This window comes from Streptomyces sp. RPA4-2 (assembly GCF_012273515.2).
In the GTDB taxonomy this organism is placed as follows: domain Bacteria; phylum Actinomycetota; class Actinomycetes; order Streptomycetales; family Streptomycetaceae; genus Streptomyces; species Streptomyces kaempferi.
The window spans coordinates 6,918,825-6,940,380 of record NZ_CP050975.2 but is presented as its reverse complement, the minus strand read 5'-3'; the positions used below and the strand labels follow the sequence as shown (position 1 = coordinate 6,940,380).

20 protein-coding genes and 1 pseudogene are annotated in these 21,556 nt (G+C 72.2%); 18 read left to right on the top strand and 3 right to left on the bottom strand.

Translation table 11 applies throughout. From position 1 onward, the window contains the following. Nucleotides 1-77: 77 nt before the first annotated feature. Nucleotides 78-923, top strand: a pseudogene (locus HEP85_RS30355) (NAD(P)H-binding protein); the annotation flags it as partial. A 183-nt stretch (nucleotides 924-1,106) separates the two neighbouring features. Here the strand turns inward: HEP85_RS30355 and HEP85_RS30350 are convergent. Further along, nucleotides 1,107-2,273 carry a YihY/virulence factor BrkB family protein gene (locus tag HEP85_RS30350; RefSeq protein WP_329291179.1) on the bottom strand — a complete coding sequence of 389 codons (1,167 nt, stop codon included), beginning with the start codon at nucleotides 2,271-2,273 and terminating at the stop codon, nucleotides 1,107-1,109. Nucleotides 2,274-2,290: 17 nt separating this feature from the next. Here HEP85_RS30350 and HEP85_RS30345 point away from each other — a divergent pair, with 17 nt between their 5' ends. The 15 genes from HEP85_RS30345 (at nucleotide 2,291) to HEP85_RS30275 (ending at nucleotide 17,418) form a co-directional block, all read left to right on the top strand. Then, nucleotides 2,291-3,925 carry an acyl-CoA dehydrogenase family protein gene (locus tag HEP85_RS30345; protein WP_369657906.1) on the top strand — a complete coding sequence of 545 codons (1,635 nt, stop codon included), beginning with the start codon at nucleotides 2,291-2,293 and terminating at the stop codon, nucleotides 3,923-3,925. Nucleotides 3,926-4,223: 298 nt separating this feature from the next. Continuing rightward, the gene (locus tag HEP85_RS30340; protein WP_329291175.1) at nucleotides 4,224-5,609 is read left to right on the top strand and encodes a GAF domain-containing protein; all 1,386 of its coding nucleotides are present in this window, start codon (nucleotides 4,224-4,226) and stop codon (nucleotides 5,607-5,609) included. 81 nt (nucleotides 5,610-5,690) lie between these two features. Beyond that, nucleotides 5,691-7,067, top strand: coding sequence for a hypothetical protein (locus HEP85_RS30335; protein WP_168530733.1), 1,377 nt, complete (start codon nucleotides 5,691-5,693; stop codon nucleotides 7,065-7,067). A gap of 145 nt (nucleotides 7,068-7,212) precedes the next feature. Further along, a complete protein-coding gene (locus HEP85_RS30330) occupies nucleotides 7,213-7,785 on the top strand; it encodes a GNAT family N-acetyltransferase (protein WP_168530732.1) in 573 nt (190 codons plus the stop codon). A gap of 131 nt (nucleotides 7,786-7,916) precedes the next feature. Then, on the top strand, nucleotides 7,917-8,000 hold the full coding sequence (locus HEP85_RS30325) for a putative leader peptide (protein ID WP_309474722.1): 84 nt from the start codon (nucleotides 7,917-7,919) through the stop codon (nucleotides 7,998-8,000). A gap of 135 nt (nucleotides 8,001-8,135) precedes the next feature. Then, nucleotides 8,136-9,830 (top strand): nitrite/sulfite reductase, encoded by a 1,695-nt coding sequence (locus HEP85_RS30320; protein WP_168530731.1) that lies wholly within the window; start codon nucleotides 8,136-8,138, stop codon nucleotides 9,828-9,830. Then, nucleotides 9,827-10,033 carry a hypothetical protein gene (locus tag HEP85_RS30315; protein WP_168530730.1) on the top strand — a complete coding sequence of 69 codons (207 nt, stop codon included), beginning with the start codon at nucleotides 9,827-9,829 and terminating at the stop codon, nucleotides 10,031-10,033. Before HEP85_RS30320 ends, HEP85_RS30315 begins: the two co-directional genes overlap by 4 nt. Continuing rightward, nucleotides 10,030-10,749, top strand: a complete 720-nt coding sequence (locus HEP85_RS30310; RefSeq protein WP_168530729.1) for a phosphoadenylyl-sulfate reductase — start codon at nucleotides 10,030-10,032, stop codon at nucleotides 10,747-10,749. Before HEP85_RS30315 ends, HEP85_RS30310 begins: the two co-directional genes overlap by 4 nt. 2 nt (nucleotides 10,750-10,751) lie before the next feature. Beyond that, complete coding sequence (gene cysC / locus HEP85_RS30305) at nucleotides 10,752-11,318, top strand: adenylyl-sulfate kinase (RefSeq protein ID WP_168530728.1); 567 nt, start codon at nucleotides 10,752-10,754, stop codon at nucleotides 11,316-11,318. Beyond that, nucleotides 11,315-12,265 (top strand): sulfate adenylyltransferase subunit CysD, encoded by a 951-nt coding sequence (gene cysD, locus HEP85_RS30300; RefSeq protein WP_168530727.1) that lies wholly within the window; start codon nucleotides 11,315-11,317, stop codon nucleotides 12,263-12,265. The genes cysC and cysD overlap by 4 nt, the downstream gene beginning before the upstream one ends. 2 nt (nucleotides 12,266-12,267) lie before the next feature. Continuing rightward, nucleotides 12,268-13,623: a sulfate adenylyltransferase subunit 1 gene (locus HEP85_RS30295; RefSeq protein WP_168530726.1), complete on the top strand. Its 1,356-nt coding sequence runs from the start codon at nucleotides 12,268-12,270 to the stop codon at nucleotides 13,621-13,623. Between the two features lie 223 nt (nucleotides 13,624-13,846). Next, nucleotides 13,847-14,959, top strand: a complete 1,113-nt coding sequence (locus HEP85_RS30290; protein WP_168530724.1) for an aliphatic sulfonate ABC transporter substrate-binding protein — start codon at nucleotides 13,847-13,849, stop codon at nucleotides 14,957-14,959. 36 nt (nucleotides 14,960-14,995) lie between these two features. After that, nucleotides 14,996-15,793: an ABC transporter ATP-binding protein gene (locus tag HEP85_RS30285; protein WP_168530723.1), complete on the top strand. Its 798-nt coding sequence runs from the start codon at nucleotides 14,996-14,998 to the stop codon at nucleotides 15,791-15,793. Continuing rightward, the gene (locus HEP85_RS30280; RefSeq protein WP_168530722.1) at nucleotides 15,780-16,673 is read left to right on the top strand and encodes an ABC transporter permease; all 894 of its coding nucleotides are present in this window, start codon (nucleotides 15,780-15,782) and stop codon (nucleotides 16,671-16,673) included. The genes HEP85_RS30285 and HEP85_RS30280 overlap by 14 nt, the downstream gene beginning before the upstream one ends. 7 nt (nucleotides 16,674-16,680) lie before the next feature. Then, on the top strand, nucleotides 16,681-17,418 hold the full coding sequence (locus HEP85_RS30275) for a sirohydrochlorin chelatase (protein ID WP_329527679.1): 738 nt from the start codon (nucleotides 16,681-16,683) through the stop codon (nucleotides 17,416-17,418). A gap of 202 nt (nucleotides 17,419-17,620) precedes the next feature. Here the strand turns inward: HEP85_RS30275 and HEP85_RS30270 are convergent, their stop codons facing one another. After that, entirely contained in the window at nucleotides 17,621-18,424 is an 804-nt protein-coding gene (locus HEP85_RS30270; protein WP_168530721.1) for an SDR family NAD(P)-dependent oxidoreductase, read from the bottom strand. 101 nt (nucleotides 18,425-18,525) lie between these two features. On the opposite strand from HEP85_RS30270, the gene HEP85_RS30265 reads away from it, so the two are divergent. Then, nucleotides 18,526-19,368 carry a helix-turn-helix transcriptional regulator gene (locus HEP85_RS30265; RefSeq protein WP_168530720.1) on the top strand — a complete coding sequence of 281 codons (843 nt, stop codon included), beginning with the start codon at nucleotides 18,526-18,528 and terminating at the stop codon, nucleotides 19,366-19,368. Between the two features lie 222 nt (nucleotides 19,369-19,590). Here the strand turns inward: HEP85_RS30265 and HEP85_RS30260 are convergent, their stop codons facing one another. Further along, nucleotides 19,591-20,628 carry a 2-dehydropantoate 2-reductase N-terminal domain-containing protein gene (locus tag HEP85_RS30260; protein WP_329527676.1) on the bottom strand — a complete coding sequence of 346 codons (1,038 nt, stop codon included), beginning with the start codon at nucleotides 20,626-20,628 and terminating at the stop codon, nucleotides 19,591-19,593. Between the two features lie 51 nt (nucleotides 20,629-20,679). Between HEP85_RS30260 and HEP85_RS30255 the strand changes: the two genes are divergently transcribed. Next, complete coding sequence (locus tag HEP85_RS30255; RefSeq protein WP_168530719.1) at nucleotides 20,680-21,510, top strand: aldo/keto reductase; 831 nt, start codon at nucleotides 20,680-20,682, stop codon at nucleotides 21,508-21,510. Nucleotides 21,511-21,556 lie beyond the last annotated feature (46 nt).

Here is a 21,556-nt window from a genome sequence, read left to right as displayed (position 1 = left end):
GCCGTCGTGGACGTCCGCTTATGGGAACGAGCCGTTCAGCGATGGGACCCCGGCGCGCGCGGCGCTTGACTGACGGCATGACGGATCACACGGCACATGATCAGGACATCCGGGGCGCGCGGGACATGACGGTGGTGGTGACGGGGGCCTCGGGGCGCACCGGCCGCCGGGTGGCGGGGGCCGCGCGGGCGGCGGGGCTCACGGTGCGGGCGGTCTCCCGCGCCCGTGGTTTCGACTGGACGGACCGGTCGACGTGGGCGGACGTCCTGCGTGGCGCCGACGCGGCGTATCTCGCCCACCCGACCGACATCGGCTCGCCCGCCGCGGCCGGGGTGGTCGGCGCCCTGGCGCGGGAGGCGGTCGGGCTCGGTGTGCGGCGGCTGGTGCTTTTGTCGTCGCGGGGCGAGGAGCAGGCCGGCCCGGCCGAGGAGGCGCTCAGGGCGTCGGGCGCGGACTGGACGGTCGTCCGGGCCGCCTGGTTCGCGCAGAACTTCAGCGAGGGCCCGCTGGTCGACGGGCTCCGGCACGGCGAGCTGGTGTTCCCGGCCGGCGAGGTGCGCGAGCCGTTCATCGACGTGCGGGACATCGCGGACGTCGTGGTGGCCGCGCTGACGGCGGGCGACCGGTACGTGGGCCGGGATCTAGAGGTCTCGGGGCCCCGGCTGCTGACCTTCCGCGAGGCGGTCGCGGAGATCGCCGGAGCGACCGGCGGTGAACTGGTCTATGTCCCGGTGACGGCGCGGGAGTACGGGGAGAGTCTGGCCGGTTTCGGGGTGCCGCCGGAGGAGGCCGAGTTCCTCGTCGAGCTCTTCGGGAGCCTCCTCGACGGCCGCAACGCCCATCTGTCGGACGGTGTGCGGCAGGTCCTGGGCCGTGAGCCGCGCGACTTCACGGACTTCGCCCGGGAGGCCGCGGCGGCGGGGTGTGGAAGGCCTGAGGGCACCGGGGGCCCGCGTCGTCGGCGGGAGCGGAGGGGGAGGCCGGTCGACCGGTGGCGAGCCGTTCGGGGACGAGCCGTTCGGGGACGAGGCCGTTCGGGGACGAGGCCGGCCGGGGACGAGGCCGGCCGGGGACGAGGCCGGCCGGGGACGAGGCCGGCCGGGAGGTCACTCGGCCGGCGGGCCGTCCTCGCCGTCGTGGTTCCGGTGAGGGTGGTGCGTGCTCTTCACATGGCCCCGGAGCCGGGACGTCAGGTCCTCCGGGGGCAGGAAGCGCGACCAGCGCTCCGGGAACTCGGAGGGCATGTCCGGGTCGTCGGGATCGGGGTCGGCGGCGAGGGAGGCGGCCGCGCGGGCCACGTACTCGGCGGCCTGCTCGTGGCGCAGCCGTTCGTTGGCGGCGCGCGCCGCGGCCGTGGCGGCGGCCGGCCAGACCCGGTCGATCGCCGCGTTGACCGCGGCGCCCACCAGCACCGCGAACGCGGACACGCCGATCCACAGGAGGACGGCGACGGGCGCGGCAAGCGAACCGTAGATCGTCGGGCCCTCGACCGTGCTGGTCAGGTAGATCCGGAGCAGGAAGCTGCCGAGGACCCACATGGCGAGGGCGACCAGGGCGCCCGGCACGTCCTCGACCCAGGGTGAGCGCACCGGCACCGAGACGTGGTAGAGCGTGGTGAGGAAGACGACCGAGAGCACGATGACGACGGGCCAGTACAGCACCTGTACGAGCGTCGCCGACCACGGCACGATCTGCACCACCGCGTCCGGGCCCGCGACCATCAGCGGCAGGGCGATCGAGCCGATCAGCAGCGCCACGACGAACAGCAGGAACGACATCATCCTGGTCTTCACGATCCCGCGGGTGCCGTCGAGGCCGTACATCACGGTGATGGTGTCGACGAAGACGTTCACCGCGCGCGAGCCCGACCACAGGGCGAACAGGAAGCCGATCGAGATGACGTCGGGGCGGCCGCCCTTCATCACATCGTGGAGGATCGGTTCGGCGATCTGGTGCACGCCCTTGTCGGTCAGGACCGTGCGGGACGCCTCCAGGATGTTGGACTCCAGGCTCGCGATCGAGTGCGCGCCGGTCCAGTCGTCCACGTAACCGAGCAGCCCGATCAGGCTGAGCAGCAGCGGCGGCACGGACAGCAGCGTGAAGAAGGCGGACTCGGCCGCCAGCCCCAGGATCCGGTACTCCATGCAGGAGTTGACGGTGTCCTTGAGCAGCAGCCAGGCGGTCCTGCGCTTCGACACGTTCCTGTACAGCGCGCGAGCGCGGTGGAAGCGGCCCGAGGGAGGCCGTTCAGGTGTTTCTTTTGCCTGGTGCACATCCTTACGGTATCGGTATGGCAGCCAGCACCCACACCGTGACCAACCAGGCTCCGCCCCTGGTCGGATATGACGTCTTTGCCGCCGACCGGGCCCTCGTGGAGGCGGTCGAGCGGCACCTGGATCCACAGCTTCTCGACGAGGCGCGGGACGAGCTGACGACGCTCGGCCGCACGACCGGCTCCGCGCAGGTGCAGGAGTGGGGGGTGCTCGCCAACGAGAACCCGCCGAAGCTGCGCACGCACGACCGCTACGGCAACCGGATCGACGAGGTCGACTTCCATCCCTCCTGGCACCGGCTCCTCGGCAAGGGGGTCTCGGCCGGGCTGACGGCCGCCTGGTCGCGCCCCGGCGGGCACCTGAGGCGGGCGGCCGGGTTCATCGTCTGGACGCAGGCCGAGGCGGGCCACGGCTGCCCGCTGTCGATGACCCACGCGGCGGTGCCCGCGCTGCGCACCGACCCCGCGCTCGCCGCCGAGTGGGAGCCGCGCCTCACCTCCACCGTCTACGACCAGGGGCTGCGGCCGGCCGCCCAGAAGGCCGGCGTGCTCTTCGGGATGGGCATGACGGAGAAGCAGGGCGGCAGCGACGTACGGGCCAACACCACGGAGGCACGGCCGCTGGCCGAGGACGGGACCTATGCGCTCACCGGGCACAAGTGGTTCTGCTCGGCGCCCATGTCGGACGGATTCCTGGTACTGGCGCAGGCCCCGGGCGGCCTGACGTGCTTTCTGGTGCCGCGGGTCCTGGAGGACGGGACCCGCAACGTGTTCCGCATCCAGCGCCTCAAGGACAAGCTCGGCAACAAGTCGAACGCGTCCAGCGAGGTCGAGTTCGACGGGACCTGGGGACGCCGGGTCGGCGACGAGGGCCGCGGGGTGCGCACCATCATCGAGATGGTCTCGGCGACCCGGCTCGACTGCGTGCTCGGCGCCGCCTCACTGATGCGCCAGGCCGTCGCGCAGGCCGTGCACCACAGCGCCCACCGGGAGGCCTTCGGCGGGAAGCTGATCGACAAGCCGCTGATGCGCAACGTGCTGGCGGACCTGGCGCTGGAGTCGGAGGCGGCCACGACGCTGGCGATGCGTCTGGCGGCCGCGTACGACGACGGCGGCGAGGAGGAGCGGGCGTTCCTGCGGCTCGCGGTGCCGGCCGCCAAGTACTGGGTGACCAAGCGGTGCACGCCGTTGGCGGTGGAGGCGCTGGAGTGCCTGGGCGGCAACGGGTACGTCGAGGAGTCCGGCATGCCGAGGCTGCTGCGCGAGTCGCCGCTCAACTCCATCTGGGAGGGCGCCGGCAACGTACAGGCCCTCGACCTGCTGCGCGCGCTCCAGCGCGAGCCGCAGGCACTGAACGCGTTCCTGCGCGAGGTGGGCCTGGCCCGCGGCGCCGACCACCGGCTGGACGGCGCGATCAAGAACCTGCTGGCCGAACTCGCCGATCTGGACGGCATCGAGGCGCGTGCCCGCCGCCTGGTGGAGCGCATCGCGCTGGTGCTCCAGGGTTCACTGCTCGTCCGGTACGCGCCCCCGGAGGTCGCCGACGCGTTCTGCGCCTCACGCCTGGGCGGCGACTGGGGCTCGGCCTTCGGGACCCTGCCGCACAGTCTGGATCTGGCCACGGTGGTGGAGCGGGCGCGTCCGGTGTCCTGAACCGGTGGCGCGGGGGTGGTGCTGCGCCGACACGGCACCACCCCCGCTCTCTGGCCCCGTCGCGAGGAGCACGAACGCCGCACGGGCGGCGTTGCTCAAGTTTCGGACCCCGTACGACTGTTCGCCAGGGTTGCAGAGGGTTGCAACTTTCCTGCGGAGTGTGTCCGGACTGCGCCCCTCCGTCGCCGCCGGGCGGCACTATGAGAACCGCAGTCAGTACGGGGTGGAGTTCCCTTGGCCGGAAAGAGCCGAGCGTCCGGTCGTCCGCCACCGTGCGCCGTCCGCCCGGGGAGGAAGAGTGGCGCACCCGCCGATCGACGTGACACGGCTCGCCGCACTGGACGCCGCGCAGGCGGCCCGGGTGCTGGGCGAGGTGCGTGAGGCCACGCTGGCCGGGCATCCGGCCCGTATCGCGCCGCGCCCGGTGATCGGGCAGTCCTGGGAGCGCATGCTGCGCGGCGGCGTCGACCCCGACCACGACGTCCGGTCGGGGCTGCTCGTCCGCGACGAGGTGGAGCGGCGGCGGCAGACCTCGCAGCTGCGGCATGTGCTGCCGGTGCTGCGCGAGGGGCTGCTCTCGGTCGCGGACGCGGCCCATCACATCGTGGTGGTCGCGGACCAGGCGGGCCGGGTCCTGTGGCGCGAGGGCTGCGCGTCGGTGCTGCGCAAGGCCGACGGGTTCGGTCTCGAGCCCGGCGCGGACTGGCGCGAGAGCGTCGTCGGCACCAACGGGGTGGGCACTCCGCTGGTCGCCCGCCAACCCGTGCAGGTGTTCTCCGCCGAGCACTTCGTGCGCACCCATCACTCGTGGACGTGCGCCGGCGCCCCGGTCACCGACCCGCGCGACGGCAGTCTGCTCGGCGTGGTGGACGTGAGCGGACCGCTGGACACCCTGCACCCGGCCACCCTGGCGCTGGTCGGCTCGGTGGCCGGACTCGCCGAGGCGCGGCTGCGCGAGCTGCACCTGACCTCGCTGGAGCGGTTGCGCGCGGTGGCGGCGCCGGTGCTGGCCCGGCTCGGCGGACGCGCGATCGCCGTCGACCGGGACGGCTGGACCGCCGCGGTCACCGGCATGCCGTACACGAACCGGCTCGCGCTGCCCAAGGAGCCGAGCACCGGGCGGGGTTGGCTGCCGACGCTCGGGACGTGCTTCGTGGAACCGCTGCCCGGCGGCTGGCTGGTCCGGGCCGCCGACGATCCGGCGCCCCGGCGGCCGGCGCGGATCGTGCTGGACCTGGCGCATCCGCGCCACTGGTCGGTGACGGTCGCCTCGGACGCGGGGACCTGGTGCCAGGAACTGACCCCCCGGCACGCCGAACTCCTCTACTTGCTGGCGGCGCGCCCGGCCGGCCGCAGCGCCGCGGATCTCGCCGACGACCTGTTCGGCGACTCCGGCCGCACGGTGACGGTACGGGCGGAGATGTCGCGCGTACGGCGGTACCTCGGGGCCTTCCTGGAACACCGGCCGTATCGTTTCTGCGACGACACCGAGGTGGAGTTGGCCCTCCCCGACGATCCCCGGGACCTGCTCGCCCACTCGACGGCACCGGCGGTACGCAGGGCGCGCGCCGCGGGACCCCCTTGTACCGCACCGGGGGCCGCCGTGTCCCCGGTGAACCACAAGGAGCGTATTTCGGGACCGTCTTCCGGGGTCCTCGACCAGGTACGCCGCTCCCTGCCGTAGCATCCCCTCACAGGCCACCCCACCCGTCTCTCCGTCAACGTACTGATCATGAGAGGCAGTTGGCCTTCCTCGGGAGGACGCATGAAGCAGCGCGGCAGGCACCGCCGACAACGGAGGGGACAGGCGCTGCGCGCCACCCTGGCCGGAACCGCCCTGGCGCTCACCGCGGCCGCCACGCTGATCAGCACCTCCCAGGCCACCGGCAGCAACAGCCCCGGGTCACTGACCCCGCTCAGCTCCGCGGCGGCGGCCGGCGGCTTCCGCCTGCACGAGAACCTGGTCGCCGCGGACACCCTCACCACGCTCACCAGGAGCATGGGCGGGAACGTCGGAGTCTCGGGCGTCCTGGCGGACACCGACCACGTGATGCGCGACCGGGCGCGGTGCTCCGGCGCCGAGCGGGCCGCGCTGCCGCTCGAACCCGTCGCCACGCGGGCGTACTGCTGGGCCGGGGACGACGCCCGCACCCGGCAGTGGCGGCCCGGCTCCGTCACCACCTCCGGCGACGCCGACGACGACGGCCAGTGGGGCGGGCAGCGCGTCATCATGGCGGGCTGGACGCACGACGACCGGGCGGCGGGCACGACGGCCGGGGACCGGGGTCTGGCCCGGATCGCCCTCATCGACGCGAGCGACCCACGGGCTCTCACCTACCGCTGGGTGCTGCTCGTCGCGCCGCGCGACGGGGGCCGGGACTTCGGCGCGGTCCGCTCCCGGATGGGCGGCATGGTCTGGTACCAGGGCAAGCTGATCGTCACCGGGCGGGGCGGCGCGGGCCGTGACGACGCGCTGCTCGTCTTCGACCTGCACCACATCCTCAAGGCCGGTGTGAACAGCGGAGCGGTCGGCAGGGTGCGGGGCGGCTACTCCGCGCACGGCTACCAGTACGTCCTGCCGGCCGTCGGCTCGTACAGCCCGGCGGGCGGCAGCTGCGGCTCCGCCGGCGGGACGGTCCCCTGCTTCGGTTCGCTCTCGCTGGACCGCACGTCGACGCCGGACAGCCTGGTCGCCACGGAGGCGACCAAGGCGGGCGGCGGCGAGCACACCCGGATCTGGCGCTACCCCTACAGCGCCGTCGCGGGCCGCGAGGGCCTGCTCCGCAGCGACTCCCTGGGCCGGGTCGACGCCGACGAGGCCTACACGACCAAGGCCGCCGGTCTGTCCGGCGTCCTGTCGCACACGCCCGCCGGGGCACGCAGGGCCGACTGGTACGTCGGCCACACCCCCGACAGCGGCGGCCGGCACGGCACCCTGTGGCGGCAGAGCGGAAGCGGCACCGAGGCGGTGCGGTGCAGCGGCGACCAGTCGTACGCCTGCTGGGGTCAGCACACCGCCTCCCTGTCGTACTGGCAGGAGACCGGCGAGCTGTGGACCCTGAGCGGCGCGGGCACGGACACGACGCCGGAGCGGACGCTCTACGCGGTGCCGCTGACGTCGGTGGACGACTCACTGGGCTAGGGGCTGGGCGCGCCGCCCGAAGGCTGGGGGGCTCCCCACCCCTCGCCCCGAGGGCCGGGAGCACCCGGCCCTGGTGTCCGGCCGAAGGCCCGGGGCTGCGGGGTCCGCCTTGGAGGGGGCCGAGCGGCCGTGGTTCCCTGACCTCATGAGCAACGTCACTGTGACCACCTGGTCCCTGGAGCAGACGGCCCCGACCGACCTGCTCCCCGCGGTCGCGCCCGACGGGGACGTCCGGATCGTGCGCGCCGAGGTCTCCTCGCCCGAGTTCAGCCGCTTCCTGTACGCCTCGGTCGGCGCCGACATCCGCTGGACCGACCGGCTGGACTGGACGTACGCGCAGTGGGAGCGGTTCCTGGACCGGCCGGGTGTGGAGACCTGGGTCGCCTACGACCGGGGGACGCCCGCGGGCTATGTCGAGCTGGAACCGCAGGACGACGGCGTCGTGGAGATCGTCTACTTCGGCCTGATCCCCGCCTTCCGCGGCCGGCGCATCGGCGGCCACCTCCTCTCGTACGGGGTCGCACGGGCCTGGGACCTGGCGGAGCGCGTGCCGGGGCGGGCCGAGACCAAGCGGGTCTGGCTGCACACCTGCAGCCTGGACGGCGAGCACGCCATGGACAACTATCTGCGGCGCGGGTTCCAGCTCTTCGACACCGAGGTCGAGGAGAAGCCGGACGTGGCCACCCCCGGCCCCTGGTCCGGGGCGCGGGCGGTCTGACCTGCCGCGTCGGCGCCCGGGAGGGGCCGGCCGAGTGACCCATACCCCCCTTGTCCCACCACTCGGGACAAGGGTGTCCACATGATGGATGATGGTGGACTCCCCCGAGATGCCCGTGACACGCTTCCGTCATGTCTGGAACTGGAATTGCCTTGGTGAGTCGGCGGCACGTCGACCTCGGCCGCATGTCCAGCGCCATCTGTCCGGTGAGCTGACAGCCCCGGCCGAGCCGGCATTCCCCCCTTTCGCCTCTCTCCACGCAATGACGCGCGCGTACTTCCGTACGTGCCCATGTGCGCGCCCGAGAGCGCCCTCCTTCCTGTCCCGCAGTCCCGAAGGACGTATCGACCATGGCCGCCACCCCGCAGAATCCCGACGCCGCGCCCCGCCGCAAGGTGAGCCGTCACCGCGGTGAGGGGCAGTGGGCCGTGGGTCACTTCACCCCGCTCAACGGAAACGAGCAGTTCAAGAAGGACGACGACGGTCTCAATGTGCGGACACGCATTGAGACGATCTACTCCAAGCGGGGCTTCGACTCGATCGACCCCAACGACCTCCGCGGACGGATGCGCTGGTGGGGGCTGTACACCCAGCGCAAGCCCGGGATCGACGGCGGCAAGACCGCGATCCTGGAGCCGGAGGAGCTGGACGACAAGTACTTCATGCTGCGCGTCCGTATCGACGGCGGCCGGCTCACCACCGACCAGCTGCGCGTCATCGGCGAGATCTCGCAGGAGTTCGCGCGCGGCACCGCCGACCTCACCGACCGGCAGAACGTGCAGTACCACTGGATCCGCATCGAGGACGTCCCGGAGATCTGGAACCGTCTGGAGGCCGTGGGCCTGTCCACGACCGAGGCCTGCGGTGACACCCCGCGCGTCATCCTCGGCTCGCCCGTCGCCGGGATCGCCGAGGACGAGATCATCGACGGCACCCCCGCGCTCGACGAGATCCACCGCCGGATCATCGGCAACAAGGACTTCTCGAACCTGCCCCGCAAGTTCAAGTCCGCGATCTCCGGCTCGCCGCTGCTGGACGTCGCGCACGAGATCAACGACATCGCGTTCGTCGGCGTGAACCACCCGGACCACGGTCCCGGCTTCGACCTCTGGGTCGGCGGCGGTCTCTCCACCAACCCGAAGATCGGCCAGCGCCTCGGCGCCTGGGTCCCGCTGGACGAGGTCCCGGACGTCTACGAGGGCGTCATCTCGATCTTCCGCGACTACGGCTACCGCCGGCTGCGCACCCGCGCCCGCCTGAAGTTCCTGGTCGCCGACTGGGGCGTGGAGAAGTTCCGCCAGATCCTCGAGGACGACTACCTGGAGCGCAAGCTGGTCGACGGCCCCGCACCCGAACAGCCCGTCGCCCGCTGGCGCGACCACGTCGGAGTGCACCGGCAGAAGGACGGCAACTTCTACGTCGGCTTCGCCCCGCGCGTCGGCCGGGTGGACGGCACCACCCTCACCAAGATCGCCGAGCTGGCGGGGGCCCACGGCTCCGGCCGGCTGCGCACCACCGTCGAGCAGAAGATGATCGTGCTCGACGTCGAGGAGAGCCGGGTCGACTCGCTGGTGGAGGGTCTCGAAGCCCTCGGCCTGACCGCCCGGCCGTCCTCCTTCCGGCGCGGCACGATGGCCTGCACCGGTATCGAGTACTGCAAGCTCGCGATCGTCGAGACCAAGGCACGCGGTGCCTCCCTCATCGACGAGCTCGAACGGCGTCTCCCCGAGTTCGAAGAGCCGATCACCATCAATGTCAACGGCTGCCCGAACGCCTGTGCCCGTATCCAGGTCGCGGACATCGGTCTCAAGGGCCAGCTGGTCCTCGACGACCAGGGCCGGCAGGTCGAGGGCTTCCAGGTGCACCTGGGCGGCGCGCTCGGCCTGGAGGCCGGCTTCGGCCGCAAGGTCCGCGGCCTCAAGGTCACCTCGGACGAGCTGCCCGACTACGTCGAGCGGGTCCTCAAGCGCTTCCAGGCGGGGCGCACGGACGGCGAGCGCTTCGCCGCCTGGGCCTCCCGGGCCTCCGAGGAGGACCTGACATGAGCGAGCGTGCCGCACCGTTCTACTGCCCGTACTGCGGAGACGAGGATCTGCGCCCCAGCGAACAGGGCCACGGCGCCTGGGAATGCGCGGCGTGCAACCGAGCCTTCCAGCTGAAGTTCCTCGGGCTGCTGGCCCAGGGCGTGAACCGCGCCTCTCACCAGGGGAACGTCCGGCGCGACGAAGGCGGAGGGGACGAGATATGACAACCGTTCAGGAAGACCGGGACACCCGGGACTTGAGGAGCATCGCCGAACAGGCCGGGCGCGACCTCGAGGACGCGTCCGCCCTGGAGATCCTCCAGTGGGCCGTGGACACCTTCGGCGGGAAGTTCTGCGTGACCTCCTCGATGGAGGACGCGGTCGTCGCCCATCTCGCCTCCCGTGCCCGCCCCGCCCGCGGTCCGGTCGACGTCGTCTTCCTCGACACCGGCTACCACTTCCCCGAGACCATCGGCACCCGGGACGCGGTCGAGGCGGTGATGGACGTCAACGTCATCACGCTCACCCCCCGGCAGACGGTCGCCGAACAGGACGCCGAGTACGGGCCCGCGCTGCACGACCGCGACCCGGACCTGTGCTGCGCCCTGCGCAAGGTCAAGCCTCTCGAAGAGGGCCTGACGTCGTACGACGCCTGGGCGACGGGGCTGCGCCGTGACGAGTCCCCGACCCGGGCGAACACCCCGGTCGTGGGCTGGGACGAGAAGCGGCGGAAGGTCAAGATCTCGCCGATCGCCCGCTGGACGCAGGACGACGTGGACGCCTACGTCGCCGAGCACGGCGTGCTCACCAACCCGCTGCTGACGGACGGTTACGCCTCCGTGGGCTGCGCGCCCTGCACCCGCCGCGTTCTGGAGGGCGAGGACGCGCGCGCCGGCCGCTGGGCGGGACGTTCCAAGACCGAGTGCGGGCTGCACGGCTGACCATGACCGAGATCGCGGAGAACCAGGAGAACCAAGTGACCGGAGCCACTATCTGGCTCACGGGTCTGCCGAGTGCCGGCAAGACCACCATCGCGTACGAGCTGGCCGGCCGGCTGCGCGAGGAGGGCCACCGCGTCGAGGTGCTCGACGGCGACGAGGTCCGCGAGTTCCTCTCGTCGGGCCTCGGCTTCTCGCGCGCCGACCGCGACACCAACGTGCAGCGCATCGGTTTCCTCGCCGAACTCCTCTCCCGCAACGGCGTCAAGGCGCTGGTGCCGGTCATCGCGCCGTACGCGGACAGCCGGGAGGCGGTACGGGGGCGTCACCGGGCCGGTGGCACCGCGTACGTGGAGGTGCACGTGGCGACTCCGGTCGAGGTGTGCTCGGTACGTGATGTGAAGGGGCTGTACGCCAAGCAGGCCGCGGGCGAGATCTCGGGGCTGACCGGCGTCGACGACCCCTACGAGGAGCCCGAGTCGCCCGATCTGCGCATCGAGTCGCACACCCAGTCCGTGCAGGAGTCCGCGGCCGCGCTGCATGCGCTGCTCACCGAGAGGGGTCTCGCATGACGACCGCAGCCACTGTGTCCGAGGCGGCCGGCGACTCGGGGGACGCCGGCCCCTACGCGCTGTCGCACCTGGACGCGCTGGAGTCCGAGGCGGTGCACATCTTCCGCGAGGTCGCGGGCGAGTTCGAGCGGCCGGTGGTCCTCTTCTCCAGCGGCAAGGACTCCATCGTCATGCTGCACCTGGCGCTGAAGGCCTTCGCCCCCGCGCCCGTCCCCTTCTCGCTGCTGCACGTCGACACCGGACACAACTTCCCGGAGGTCCTGGAGTACCGCGACCGCACGGTGGCCGCCCACGGCCTGCGCCTGCACGTCGCCTCCGTACAGGACTACATCGACCGCGGTGTCCTCAAGGAGCGTCCGGACGGCACCCGCAACCCCCTGCAGACCGTGCCGCTGACCGAGAAGATCCAGTCGGAGCGCTTCGACGCCGTGTTCGGCGGCGGACGCCGCGACGAGGAGAAGGCCCGCGCGAAGGAACGCGTCTTCTCCCTGCGCGACGAGTTCTCCCAGTGGGACCCGCGCCGCCAGCGTCCCGAACTGTGGCAGCTCTACAACGGGCGCCACGCCCCCGGCGAGCACGTCCGCGTCTTCCCTCTCTCCAACTGGACCGAGCTGGACGTCTGGCAGTACATCGCCCGCGAGCACATCGAACTCCCCGAGATCTACTTCGCGCACGAGCGCGAGGTCTTCCAGCGCGCCGGCATGTGGCTGACCGCCGGCGAGTGGGGCGGCCCGAAGGAGAGCGAGACGGTCGAGAAGCGGCAGGTCCGCTACCGCACCGTCGGCGACATGTCCTGCACGGGCGCCGTCGACTCCGACGCGACCACGCTGGACGCCGTGATCACCGAGATCGCCGCCTCCCGGCTCACCGAGCGGGGCGCCACCCGCGCCGACGACAAGATGTCGGAAGCCGCGATGGAAGACCGCAAGCGCGAGGGGTACTTCTAGTCATGACGAGCGCCACCGAACCCACCGAGCCGTTGTCGGTCGAGCAGTTGTCGGCGACCACGCTGCTGCGCTTCGCCACCGCCGGCTCCGTCGACGACGGCAAGTCCACGCTCGTGGGCCGTCTGCTGCACGACTCCAAGTCGGTCCTGACCGACCAACTGGAGGCCGTGGAGCGGGTCTCGGCCGACCGCGGCCAGGACACCCCCGACCTCGCGCTGCTCACCGACGGCCTGCGCGCCGAGCGGGAGCAGGGCATCACGATCGACGTGGCCTACCGGTACTTCGCCACCGCGCGCCGCCGGTTCATCCTCGCCGACACCCCGGGCCATGTGCAGTACACCCGGAACATGGTCACCGGCGCCTCGACCGCCGACCTGGCCGTCGTCCTGGTCGACGCCCGCAACGGCGTCATCGAGCAGACCCGGCGCCACGCCGCCGTCGCCGCGCTCCTGCGCGTCCCGCACGTCGTCCTCGCCGTCAACAAGATGGACCTCGTCGACTACCGGGAGTCCGTCTTCGCGGCGATCGCCGAGGAGTTCACGGCGTACGCCTCCGAGCTGGGCGTCCCCGAGATCACCGCGATCCCGATCTCGGCGCTCGCCGGCGACAACGTGGTGGAACCGTCCGCGAACATGGACTGGTACGGCGGCCCGACGGTCCTGGAGCACCTGGAGACCGTCCCGGTCAGCCACGACCTGGCGCACTGCCACGCGCGGCTGCCCGTGCAGTACGTGATCCGCCCGCAGACCGCCGAGCACCCCGACTACCGGGGGTACGCCGGCCAGATCGCGGCAGGTACCTTCCGCGTCGGGGAGAGCGTGACCGTGCTGCCGTCCGGGCGCACCTCGAAGGTCGCCGGGATCGATCTGCTGGGCACGCCGGTCGACATCGCCTGGACCCCGCAGTCGGTGACCCTCCTGCTGGCGGACGACATCGACATCTCGCGCGGTGACCTGCTCGTACCGAGCAAGGACGCGCCCCCGACCACGCAGGACGTCGAGGCGACCGTGTGCCATGTGGCGGACCAGCCGCTCACGGTCGGCCACCGGGTCCTGCTCAAGCACGGCACCCGCACGGTCAAGGCGATCGTCAAGGACATCCCGTCCCGGCTGACGCTGGACGACCTCTCGCTGCACCCGCACCCGGGCCGGCTCGTCGCCAACGACATCGGCCGCGTCAAGATCCGTACCGCCGAGCCGCTCCCGCTCGACTCGTACGCCGACTCCCGGCGCACCGGCGCGTTCATCCTGATCGACCCCTCGGACGGCACCACGCTCACCGCGGGCATGGTCGGCGAGTCCTTCGCCGCGCCCCAGCCGGTCAAGAACGAGGGCGACGACGACGGGTGGGACTTCTGACATGACGTCCACCGACTTCTACTCCACGTTCGCCAAGGAGGGCGGCCGCGTCGGCAGCGGCGCCCTCGGCAGCGGGCAGGGCGGGGTGGCGCGATGTGCGGTCTGACGTACGCGCACTGCCTGCGCGCCCCGTCCCCCCACAGCCTGAGCGTCCGAAGACCTGCCGACCTCCCGGCCACGAACTGACAACGTGACCGCCGGGCCAACGAGAGGAAAGCCTCCCGTGCCTGCCATCCGCTCCACCCTCGCACGCCGTGGCATAGCCGCCGCCGTCGCACTCCCGCTGCTCGCCCTCGCCGCGTGCAGCTACGGCTCCGAGTCCAAGGGCGACAGCTCGAAGGCGAAGGTCGCCGCCGGGTCCAAGAAGATCGACGGCCTCGACGCCGTGAAGATCGGCTACTTCGGCAACCTGACGCACGCGACCGCGCTCGTGGCCAACCAGAAGGGCTACTTCCAGAAGGAGCTCGGCGCCACCCAGGCCAAGTACCAGATCTTCAACGCCGGTCCCTCCGAGATCGAGGCACTGAACTCGGGTTCGATCGACATCGGCTGGATCGGCCCCTCGCCGGCCATCAACGGCTACACCAAGTCCGCCGGCAAGAACCTGCGCATCATCGGCGGTTCGGCGTCCGGCGGCGTGAAGCTGGTGGTGAACCCGAAGAAGATCAAGTCCCTGAAGGACGTCGAGGGCAAGAAGATCGCGACCCCGCAGCTCGGCAACACACAGGACGTCGCGTTCCTCAACTGGGCCGCGGAGCAGGGCTGGAAGGTCGACCCGCAGAGCGGAAAGGGCGACGTCTCGGTCGTCCGCACGGACAACAAGATCACCCCGGACGCCTACAAGTCCGGCTCCATCGACGGCGCCTGGGTGCCGGAGCCGACCGCGTCGAAGCTGGTCGCCGAGGGCGGCAAGGTGCTGCTCGACGAGCGGGACCTGTGGCCCGACAAGAAGTTCGTGATCACGAACATCATCGTGTCGCAGAAGTTCCTCAAGGAGCACCCGAAGGCCGTCGAGGCCGTGCTGAAGGCCTCCGTCGACACCAACAAGTGGATCAACGCCAACCCGGACGAGGCGAAGGCGGCGGCGAACAAGCAGCTGGAGGCCGATTCCGGCAAGGCCCTGCCGGCCGAGGTGCTCGATCCGGCCTGGAAGTCCATCCAGGTCACCGATGACCCGCTGGCGTCCACCCTCAGCACCGAGGCGGACCATGCGGTGAAGGCCGGCCTGCTGGAGAAGCCCACCCTGACCGGTATCTACGACCTCACCCTGCTGAACAAGGTCCTCGAGGCAGCGGGCGAGAGCACCGTCGACGACGCCGGTCTCGGCGTCAAGTAGGGCTGTATCCCGATGAGTTCCCAGGAGGTGACGACCATGGCCACGACCTTCGCCAAGACCGCCGGCAGCGTCGACAGCGTCGAAGCAGTCGACCACGCCGCCAGGATCGAGCACGTGTCGAAGTCCTTCGCCGGACCGGCGGGACCCCAGCTCGTCCTCGACGACATCACCCTCGATGTCGCACCGGGCGAGTTCGTCACCCTCCTGGGGGCCTCGGGGTGCGGGAAGTCGACGCTGCTCAATCTGGTGGCGGGGCTCGACGCCCCGACCACGGGCAGCATCACGACCAACGGGCGCCCGGCCCTGATGTTCCAGGAGCACGCCCTCTTCCCGTGGCTGACCGCGGGCAAGAACATCGAACTCGCCCTGCGTCTGCGGGGCGTCGCGAAGTCCGAACGCCGCGACCGGGCGGAGGAGCTGCTCGAACTCGTACGGCTGAAGGGCGCGTACGGCAAGCGGGTGCACGAGCTGTCCGGCGGGATGCGCCAGCGCGTCGCGATGGCCCGCGCGCTCGCCCAGGACAGCGAACTCCTCTTGATGGACGAGCCGTTCGCGGCACTGGACGCCATCACACGGGACGTCCTGCACGACGAGCTGACCCGGATCTGGCGGGAGACGCGGGTGTCGGTCCTCTTCGTCACGCACAACGTGCGCGAGGCGGTACGGCTCGCGCAGCGCGTCGTGCTCCTCTCCTCGCGCCCCGGACGGGTCGCGCACGAGTGGGCCGTGGACATTCCGCAGCCGCGCCGCATCGAGGACACCGCCGTGGCGGAGCTGTCCGTCGAGATCACCGAACAACTGCGTGGGGAGATCCGCCGTCATGGCCAGCACTGAGACCAAGGACGACGCGGCCGTCAGGGCGGACAACGACCTCGCGGGCCTCGATGCCCTGGAGACCGCGGTCCACACGGACCGGGCCTCCTTGCGGCAGATCTTCGTCGCGAAGGTCCTGCCGCCCCTCGTCGCCGTCGCGCTGGTGCTGGTGGTCTGGCAGTCGCTGGTCTCCTTCGACATCGTCACCGACCCCAGCAAGCTGCCCTCGCCCTCGGCCGTCTGGGACGAGGCGAAGACCGCGTGGCTGCAGGGAACACTGCTCGACTACGTCTGGACCAGCGTCTCCCGGGGCCTGCTCGGCTTCCTGCTGGCGCTGGTGATCGGCACGCCGCTGGGTCTGCTGGTGGCGCGGGTGAGGTTCGTACGCGCCGCGATCGGCCCGGTCCTGTCCGGCCTGCAGTCCCTGCCCTCGGTGGCCTGGGTGCCGCCGGCCGTGATCTGGCTGGGCCTGAACAACTCGATGATGTACGCCGTGATCCTGCTCGGCGCCGTCCCCTCGATCGCCAACGGCCTGGTCTCGGGTGTCGACCAGGTGTCCCCGCTGTTCCTGCGCGCGGGGCGGACGCTGGGTGCCACCGGGCTGCGCGGCACCTGGCACATCGTCATGCCCGCGGCGCTGCCGGGCTATCTGGCGGGTCTGAAGCAGGGCTGGGCGTTCTCCTGGCGCTCGCTGATGGCCGCCGAGATCATCGCGTCCTCGCCCGATCTGGGCGTCGGACTCGGCCAGTTGCTGGAGAACGGCCGCAACGCCAGTTCCATGTCGATGGTGTTCCTCGCCATCTTCCTCATCCTGTTCGTCGGTATCGCGATCGACCTGATCGTCTTCAGCCCCCTGGAACGGCGGGTGCTGCGCGGTCGCGGTCTCCTCGTGAGGAGCTGAGCCGCTCATGCACCGCCCGGTCCTCCTCGTCATCGCCCACGGCAGCCGCGACCCGCGCCATGCCGCGACGGTCCACGCCCTCGTCCGGCGGGTCCGGGCGCGGCGGCCCGGCCTGCGCGTGGAGACCGGCTTCCTGGACTTCAACGTCCCGTCGGTGAACGGGGTGCTGGAGTCGCTGGCGGCGGAGGGCGTACGGGACGTGGTGGCGCTGCCGCTCCTGCTCACCCGCGCCTTCCACGCGAAGTCGGACATCCCGGCGGTGCTGCGGCAGGCCCCCGCGCGGCTGCGCATCCGTCAGGCGCCGGTGCTGGGCCCGTCACCGCTCCTGACGGACGCGCTCGAGCGGCGTCTGTACGAGGCGGGGCTGACCCCTGCCGACAAGTCCTCGACCGGGGTCGTACTGGCCTCGGCGGGGTCCACGGACCCGGAGGCGATCGCGGTGATCACGGACATCGCGCGGGAGTGGCGGCGCACCGGCTGGCGCGCCGTGCGGCCCGCGTTCGCCTCCGCCGCCCTCCCCCGCACCGAGGACGCGGTACGCGAGCTGCGTGCGCTCGGCTGCGCCCGGGTGGCCGTCGCGCCCTATGTCCTCGCCCCTGGTTTCCTGCCGGACCGGATCGCCCGGGGCGCGGCCGGGGCGGACGTACTGGCGGACGTGCTGGGCCCGGCGCCGGAGGTGGCCCGGGTGCTGCTGGAGCGCTACGACCAGGCACGGTTGCCGGCACTGGCCGCCGTCGGCGCGTAGACCGTGTCCGCCGTACGCGTGGGCGCTCCCCGTGGGCGGCACGTGGTGGCGTCGGACGACAGCCTCTGCGCCGCGCAAGCCTTGAGCTGACTGGCTCGACGCGGCGTCCGTCAGGCCTCCCGGCCCGGCCAGGCGCGACGTCGCCGGTGGGCCTGTCGGCTCGGGCGTGGTCCTGCCGGCCTGATCCCCGGCGGCCCCGGGATCAGGCCGCGCGGGTGGCGGAGATGCCGCCGTCGACGTAGAGCGTGACGCCGTGGACCATGGCCGCGTCGTCGCCGGCGAGGTACAGGACTGCCTTGGCGATGTCCTCCGGCCGGACGACGACGCCTGCCGGAGTGGTGGCGGTCATGGCGTCGAGTTCGGCGCGGGCCCGCTCGTTGCCGGGCGTGAGGGTCGCTCCGGGCGCGACGGTGTTGACCCGCACGCCGCGCGGCCCGTACTCCGCGGCCCAGCTCCGGGTGAGCTGCTCGTCGGCGGCCTTGGTCGCGCTGTACATCGCGCCGTAGGGAGTGCCGAGACGGGCCATCCAGGAGCCGATGGTGACGATGGCGCCCGCGCCCCGCTCGGCCATGGCCGGAGCGATCGCGGCGACCAGGACGTGCGGGGCGCGGATGTTGACCGCGAGCATGGCATCGAGGTCGTTGTCCGGGAGGTCCTCGGTCAGTGTCGCCGGGTAGATGCCGGCGTTGTTGACCAGGATGTCGACCCGGCCGCCGAGCACCTCCGTGGCTTGTGCGGCGAAGGCCCGCAGCTGCTCGTAGCCGCCTGCCAGGTCCGCCGCCACGAAGTCGGCGCGGCCGCCCGCGCCGACGATCTCCTTGACGACCCGCTCGCCGCTGGTCCGCTGCCGGCCGCTGACCACGACGTGCGCGCCCTCGGCGGCCAGGACGCGGGCGATCGCCTCGCCGATCCCGCTGGTCGAGCCGGTGACGACGGCGGTACGGCCGGTGAGCCGGGAGCCGGGGACGGTAGGGGTGCTGTCGTTCGTGTGAAGTGAAGAATTCATGAGTCCCTTTCTAAGGCGGTCCCGGATGTCGGGCCAGGACAGGACGGACCTGGGCACGGCAGGACCACCCAGGGCTTCGACGGCTCGCCTACCCTGGAGGAATGTCACGCGACCGCTCCGCGCTCGGAGCGTTCCTGCGCTCCCGCCGGGACCGCCTCACCCCCTCCCAGGCGGGCATCGAAGCCTTCCCCGGGGCGAGGCGCGTGCCGGGGCTGCGGCGGGAGGAGCTCGCCGTGCTGGCCGGCCTGAGCCCGGACTACTACAGCCGCCTCGAACAGGGACGCCAGGCCAACATCTCCACCGAGGTGCTCGACGCGCTGGCCCGCGCACTGCGCCTCGACGAGGTCGAACGCGCGCATCTTCACGACCTCGCCGCACCCACCGCGCGGCACCGCACCGCGAGCCCGCAGGCGGCCCAGCGCCCCGATCCCGGGCTGCTGCGGCTGATGCGCACGCTCGACCATGTCCCGGTGCTGCTGCTCGGCCACCGCTGCGAGGTCCTGGCCCGCAACAACCTGCTGACGGCGGTACTGGGCCGTCAGCTGGAGCCCGGGACGTCGTTCGTCCGCTTCATGTTCCAGGACCCGGCCGCCCGCGAGCGGATCGTGAACTGGGCCGACTTCGCCTCGGCCACCGTCGCCACGATGCGCAGGGAGATCGCCCGACGACCGTACGACGGCCTCCTCACGACGCTGGTGGACGAGTTGCGCGTCACCGACCGTGATGTCGCCCGGTGGTGGGACGACCACACCGTCCGCGACTACGCGTCGGTGACCAAACGCGTCGAGCATCCCGCCGCCGGCCCGATGTCCTTCGACATCGAGATCGTCCGCGCGCCGCACGAGCCGGACCAGCGGCTGGTGGTCTACACGACGGAGCCCGACTCTCCCACCGCCCGCGTCCTGCCCATCCTGGCCAGCTGGGACGCGGCGCCCCGTCCCTGACCGGGCAGGCACGCGCCGCCGCGAACGCTGCCGACCGGGGGACTTCGTGGCTCGGCCAGGGCCTGTCCCTCCCGTGATCCCCGGTGGGCGCACGACGCCGGCCACGGCATCTCGGCGCGTTGCCGGGTCGCCCTGATCGCCCCGCATGAGGGCTGCCCTCCGCCCGGCGAGGCACCGCGTCCGACGCCGCGCGCCGTTCCACCGGCCATGACGGGAGAGCCCTCAGGGACGCGGTGGCCGCTCCTCGCCAACCGACGCGACGGCCTCCCCGGCCAGCCGCACCAGCTCGGCGACCGGCATCGACCCCGCCGCCCTGCGCTCGCGCGCGAAGGTGTTCGCGAGCCGCTGGAGCAGGTCGTTGAGCGGGGTCGGTACGCCGTGCAGCCGGCCCAGGAGAGCGATCTCGCCGTTGAGGTAGTCGGCCTCGATGGTGCCGGTGGCGCGGTCGAGGGACTGCCAGGAGGAGCCGCCACGGCGTGGGGAGCCGTCGAAGGGCCGGAGGCGGATCCTGTCGCCGCGGACCCGCCGCTGCTCCTCCTCGCTCACGTACGCGATCCCGGCGGCTGCGAGCGCCGCCTCGCCCTCCGCGCGCACCCGTCCGAGGAGCTCCAGGCCCTCCTCGCCGGTCACCGGGCCGCTGACCGCCTCCATCGCGTTCGCGAGGTTGCCGAGCAGCTTGGCGTACTGCCAGCGCGCCACGTCCGGCACCACCGGCGCCTCGAAACGGGACTTCTCCAGGTCGGCGGCGATCCGGCGGGCCGTCTCGTCCGTGCCGTGCGGATACCGGCCGAGGTGCAGGATGCCGGTGAGGGGGGTGCCGGCCGCCGACACGGCGCCGGGTTCGACGAAGGTGGCGGGCAGCCAGACACAGACCCCGTACACCCGCCGGAACCGGCGCAGTGCCAGGCGCTGGCTCTCCACGCCGTTCTGCGCGCAGACCAGCGGAAGTCGCTCGGCGGCCGTACCGCCGCCGACCACGGGGGCCGCACCCCAGGCCGCCAGGGCCGCCTCGCTGTCCTGCGTCTTGACGGCGAGCAGCAGGACGTCGTCGGCACGCAGCGCGCCGAGTGCCGCGGGCTCGTCGACCACGGGCAGCAGGTGGGTGCGGGTGCCCTCCGCGGTCATGAGGCGCAGTCCGAAGGCACGCAGCGCCTCGTGGTGCGCGCCCCGCGCGACCAGGACGACGTCGTGTCCCGCTTCGGCGAGCCGGCCGCCGATGGCGCCGCCGACGGCTCCCGCTCCGATGATGACGTAACGCATGGGACGAGCCTCGCACAGTCGTCCCGCACCGGTGTCTGTACCCTCCGTCGGATGGTTTCGCAACGATTCACGCTCGGCGGGGAGCTGCCGGTACGCAGGCTCGGTTACGGCACGGCACAGCTGACGGGACCGGGCTACTGGGGCCCGCGGGGGGACACCCGGGACGCGGTGGCCGTACTGCGGCGGGCCGTCGAGCGCGGGGTCACGCTGATCGACACCGCCGACAACTACGGCCCGTCGGTTGCGGAGGAGCTGATCGCCGAGGCCCTCCGTCCCTACCCCGGGGATCTGCTGATCGCCACCAAGGGCGGCGTCGTCCGTACCGGCGACAGCGCGTGGCACGTGTCCGGGCGGCCGGAGACGCTGCGGGCGATGTGCGAGGCGAGTCTGCGGCGGCTGCGGCTCGACACGATCGGCCTGTACCAGCTGCACCGCCTGGACCCGCGGGTGCCGATGGCCGAACAGCTCGGCGCGCTCGACGAGTTGCGCGCCGAGGGCAAGATCCGGCACATCGGGCTCGACACCGTGACCGCCGAACAGCTGGAAGCGGCACTGGCGTTGACCGACATCGCCGCGGTCCAGAACCGCTACAACCTGCTGGACCGTGCTTCGGAGCCGCTGCTGGAGCTGTGCGAGGCGCGCGGTATCGCCTTTCTGCCGTGGTTCCCTCTCGGCAACGGCTCACTCACCGCGGCGACGGCCCGCGCGGAGATCGCCGCCGCGCACGGGGCGACGCCGGGCCAGCTCGCGCTCGCCTGGCTGCTGCACCGTTCCCCGGTGCTCTGCCCTACGCCGGGCACCGGGTCGCTCGTCCACCTGGAGGAGAACCTCGACGCGGCCGCGGTGCGGCTGACCGCCGAGGACATGCGGGCCCTGGGCTGACCCCGCCCCCTGGCGGCCGCGACGGGGCCGAGGCGCTGCCCCGGGA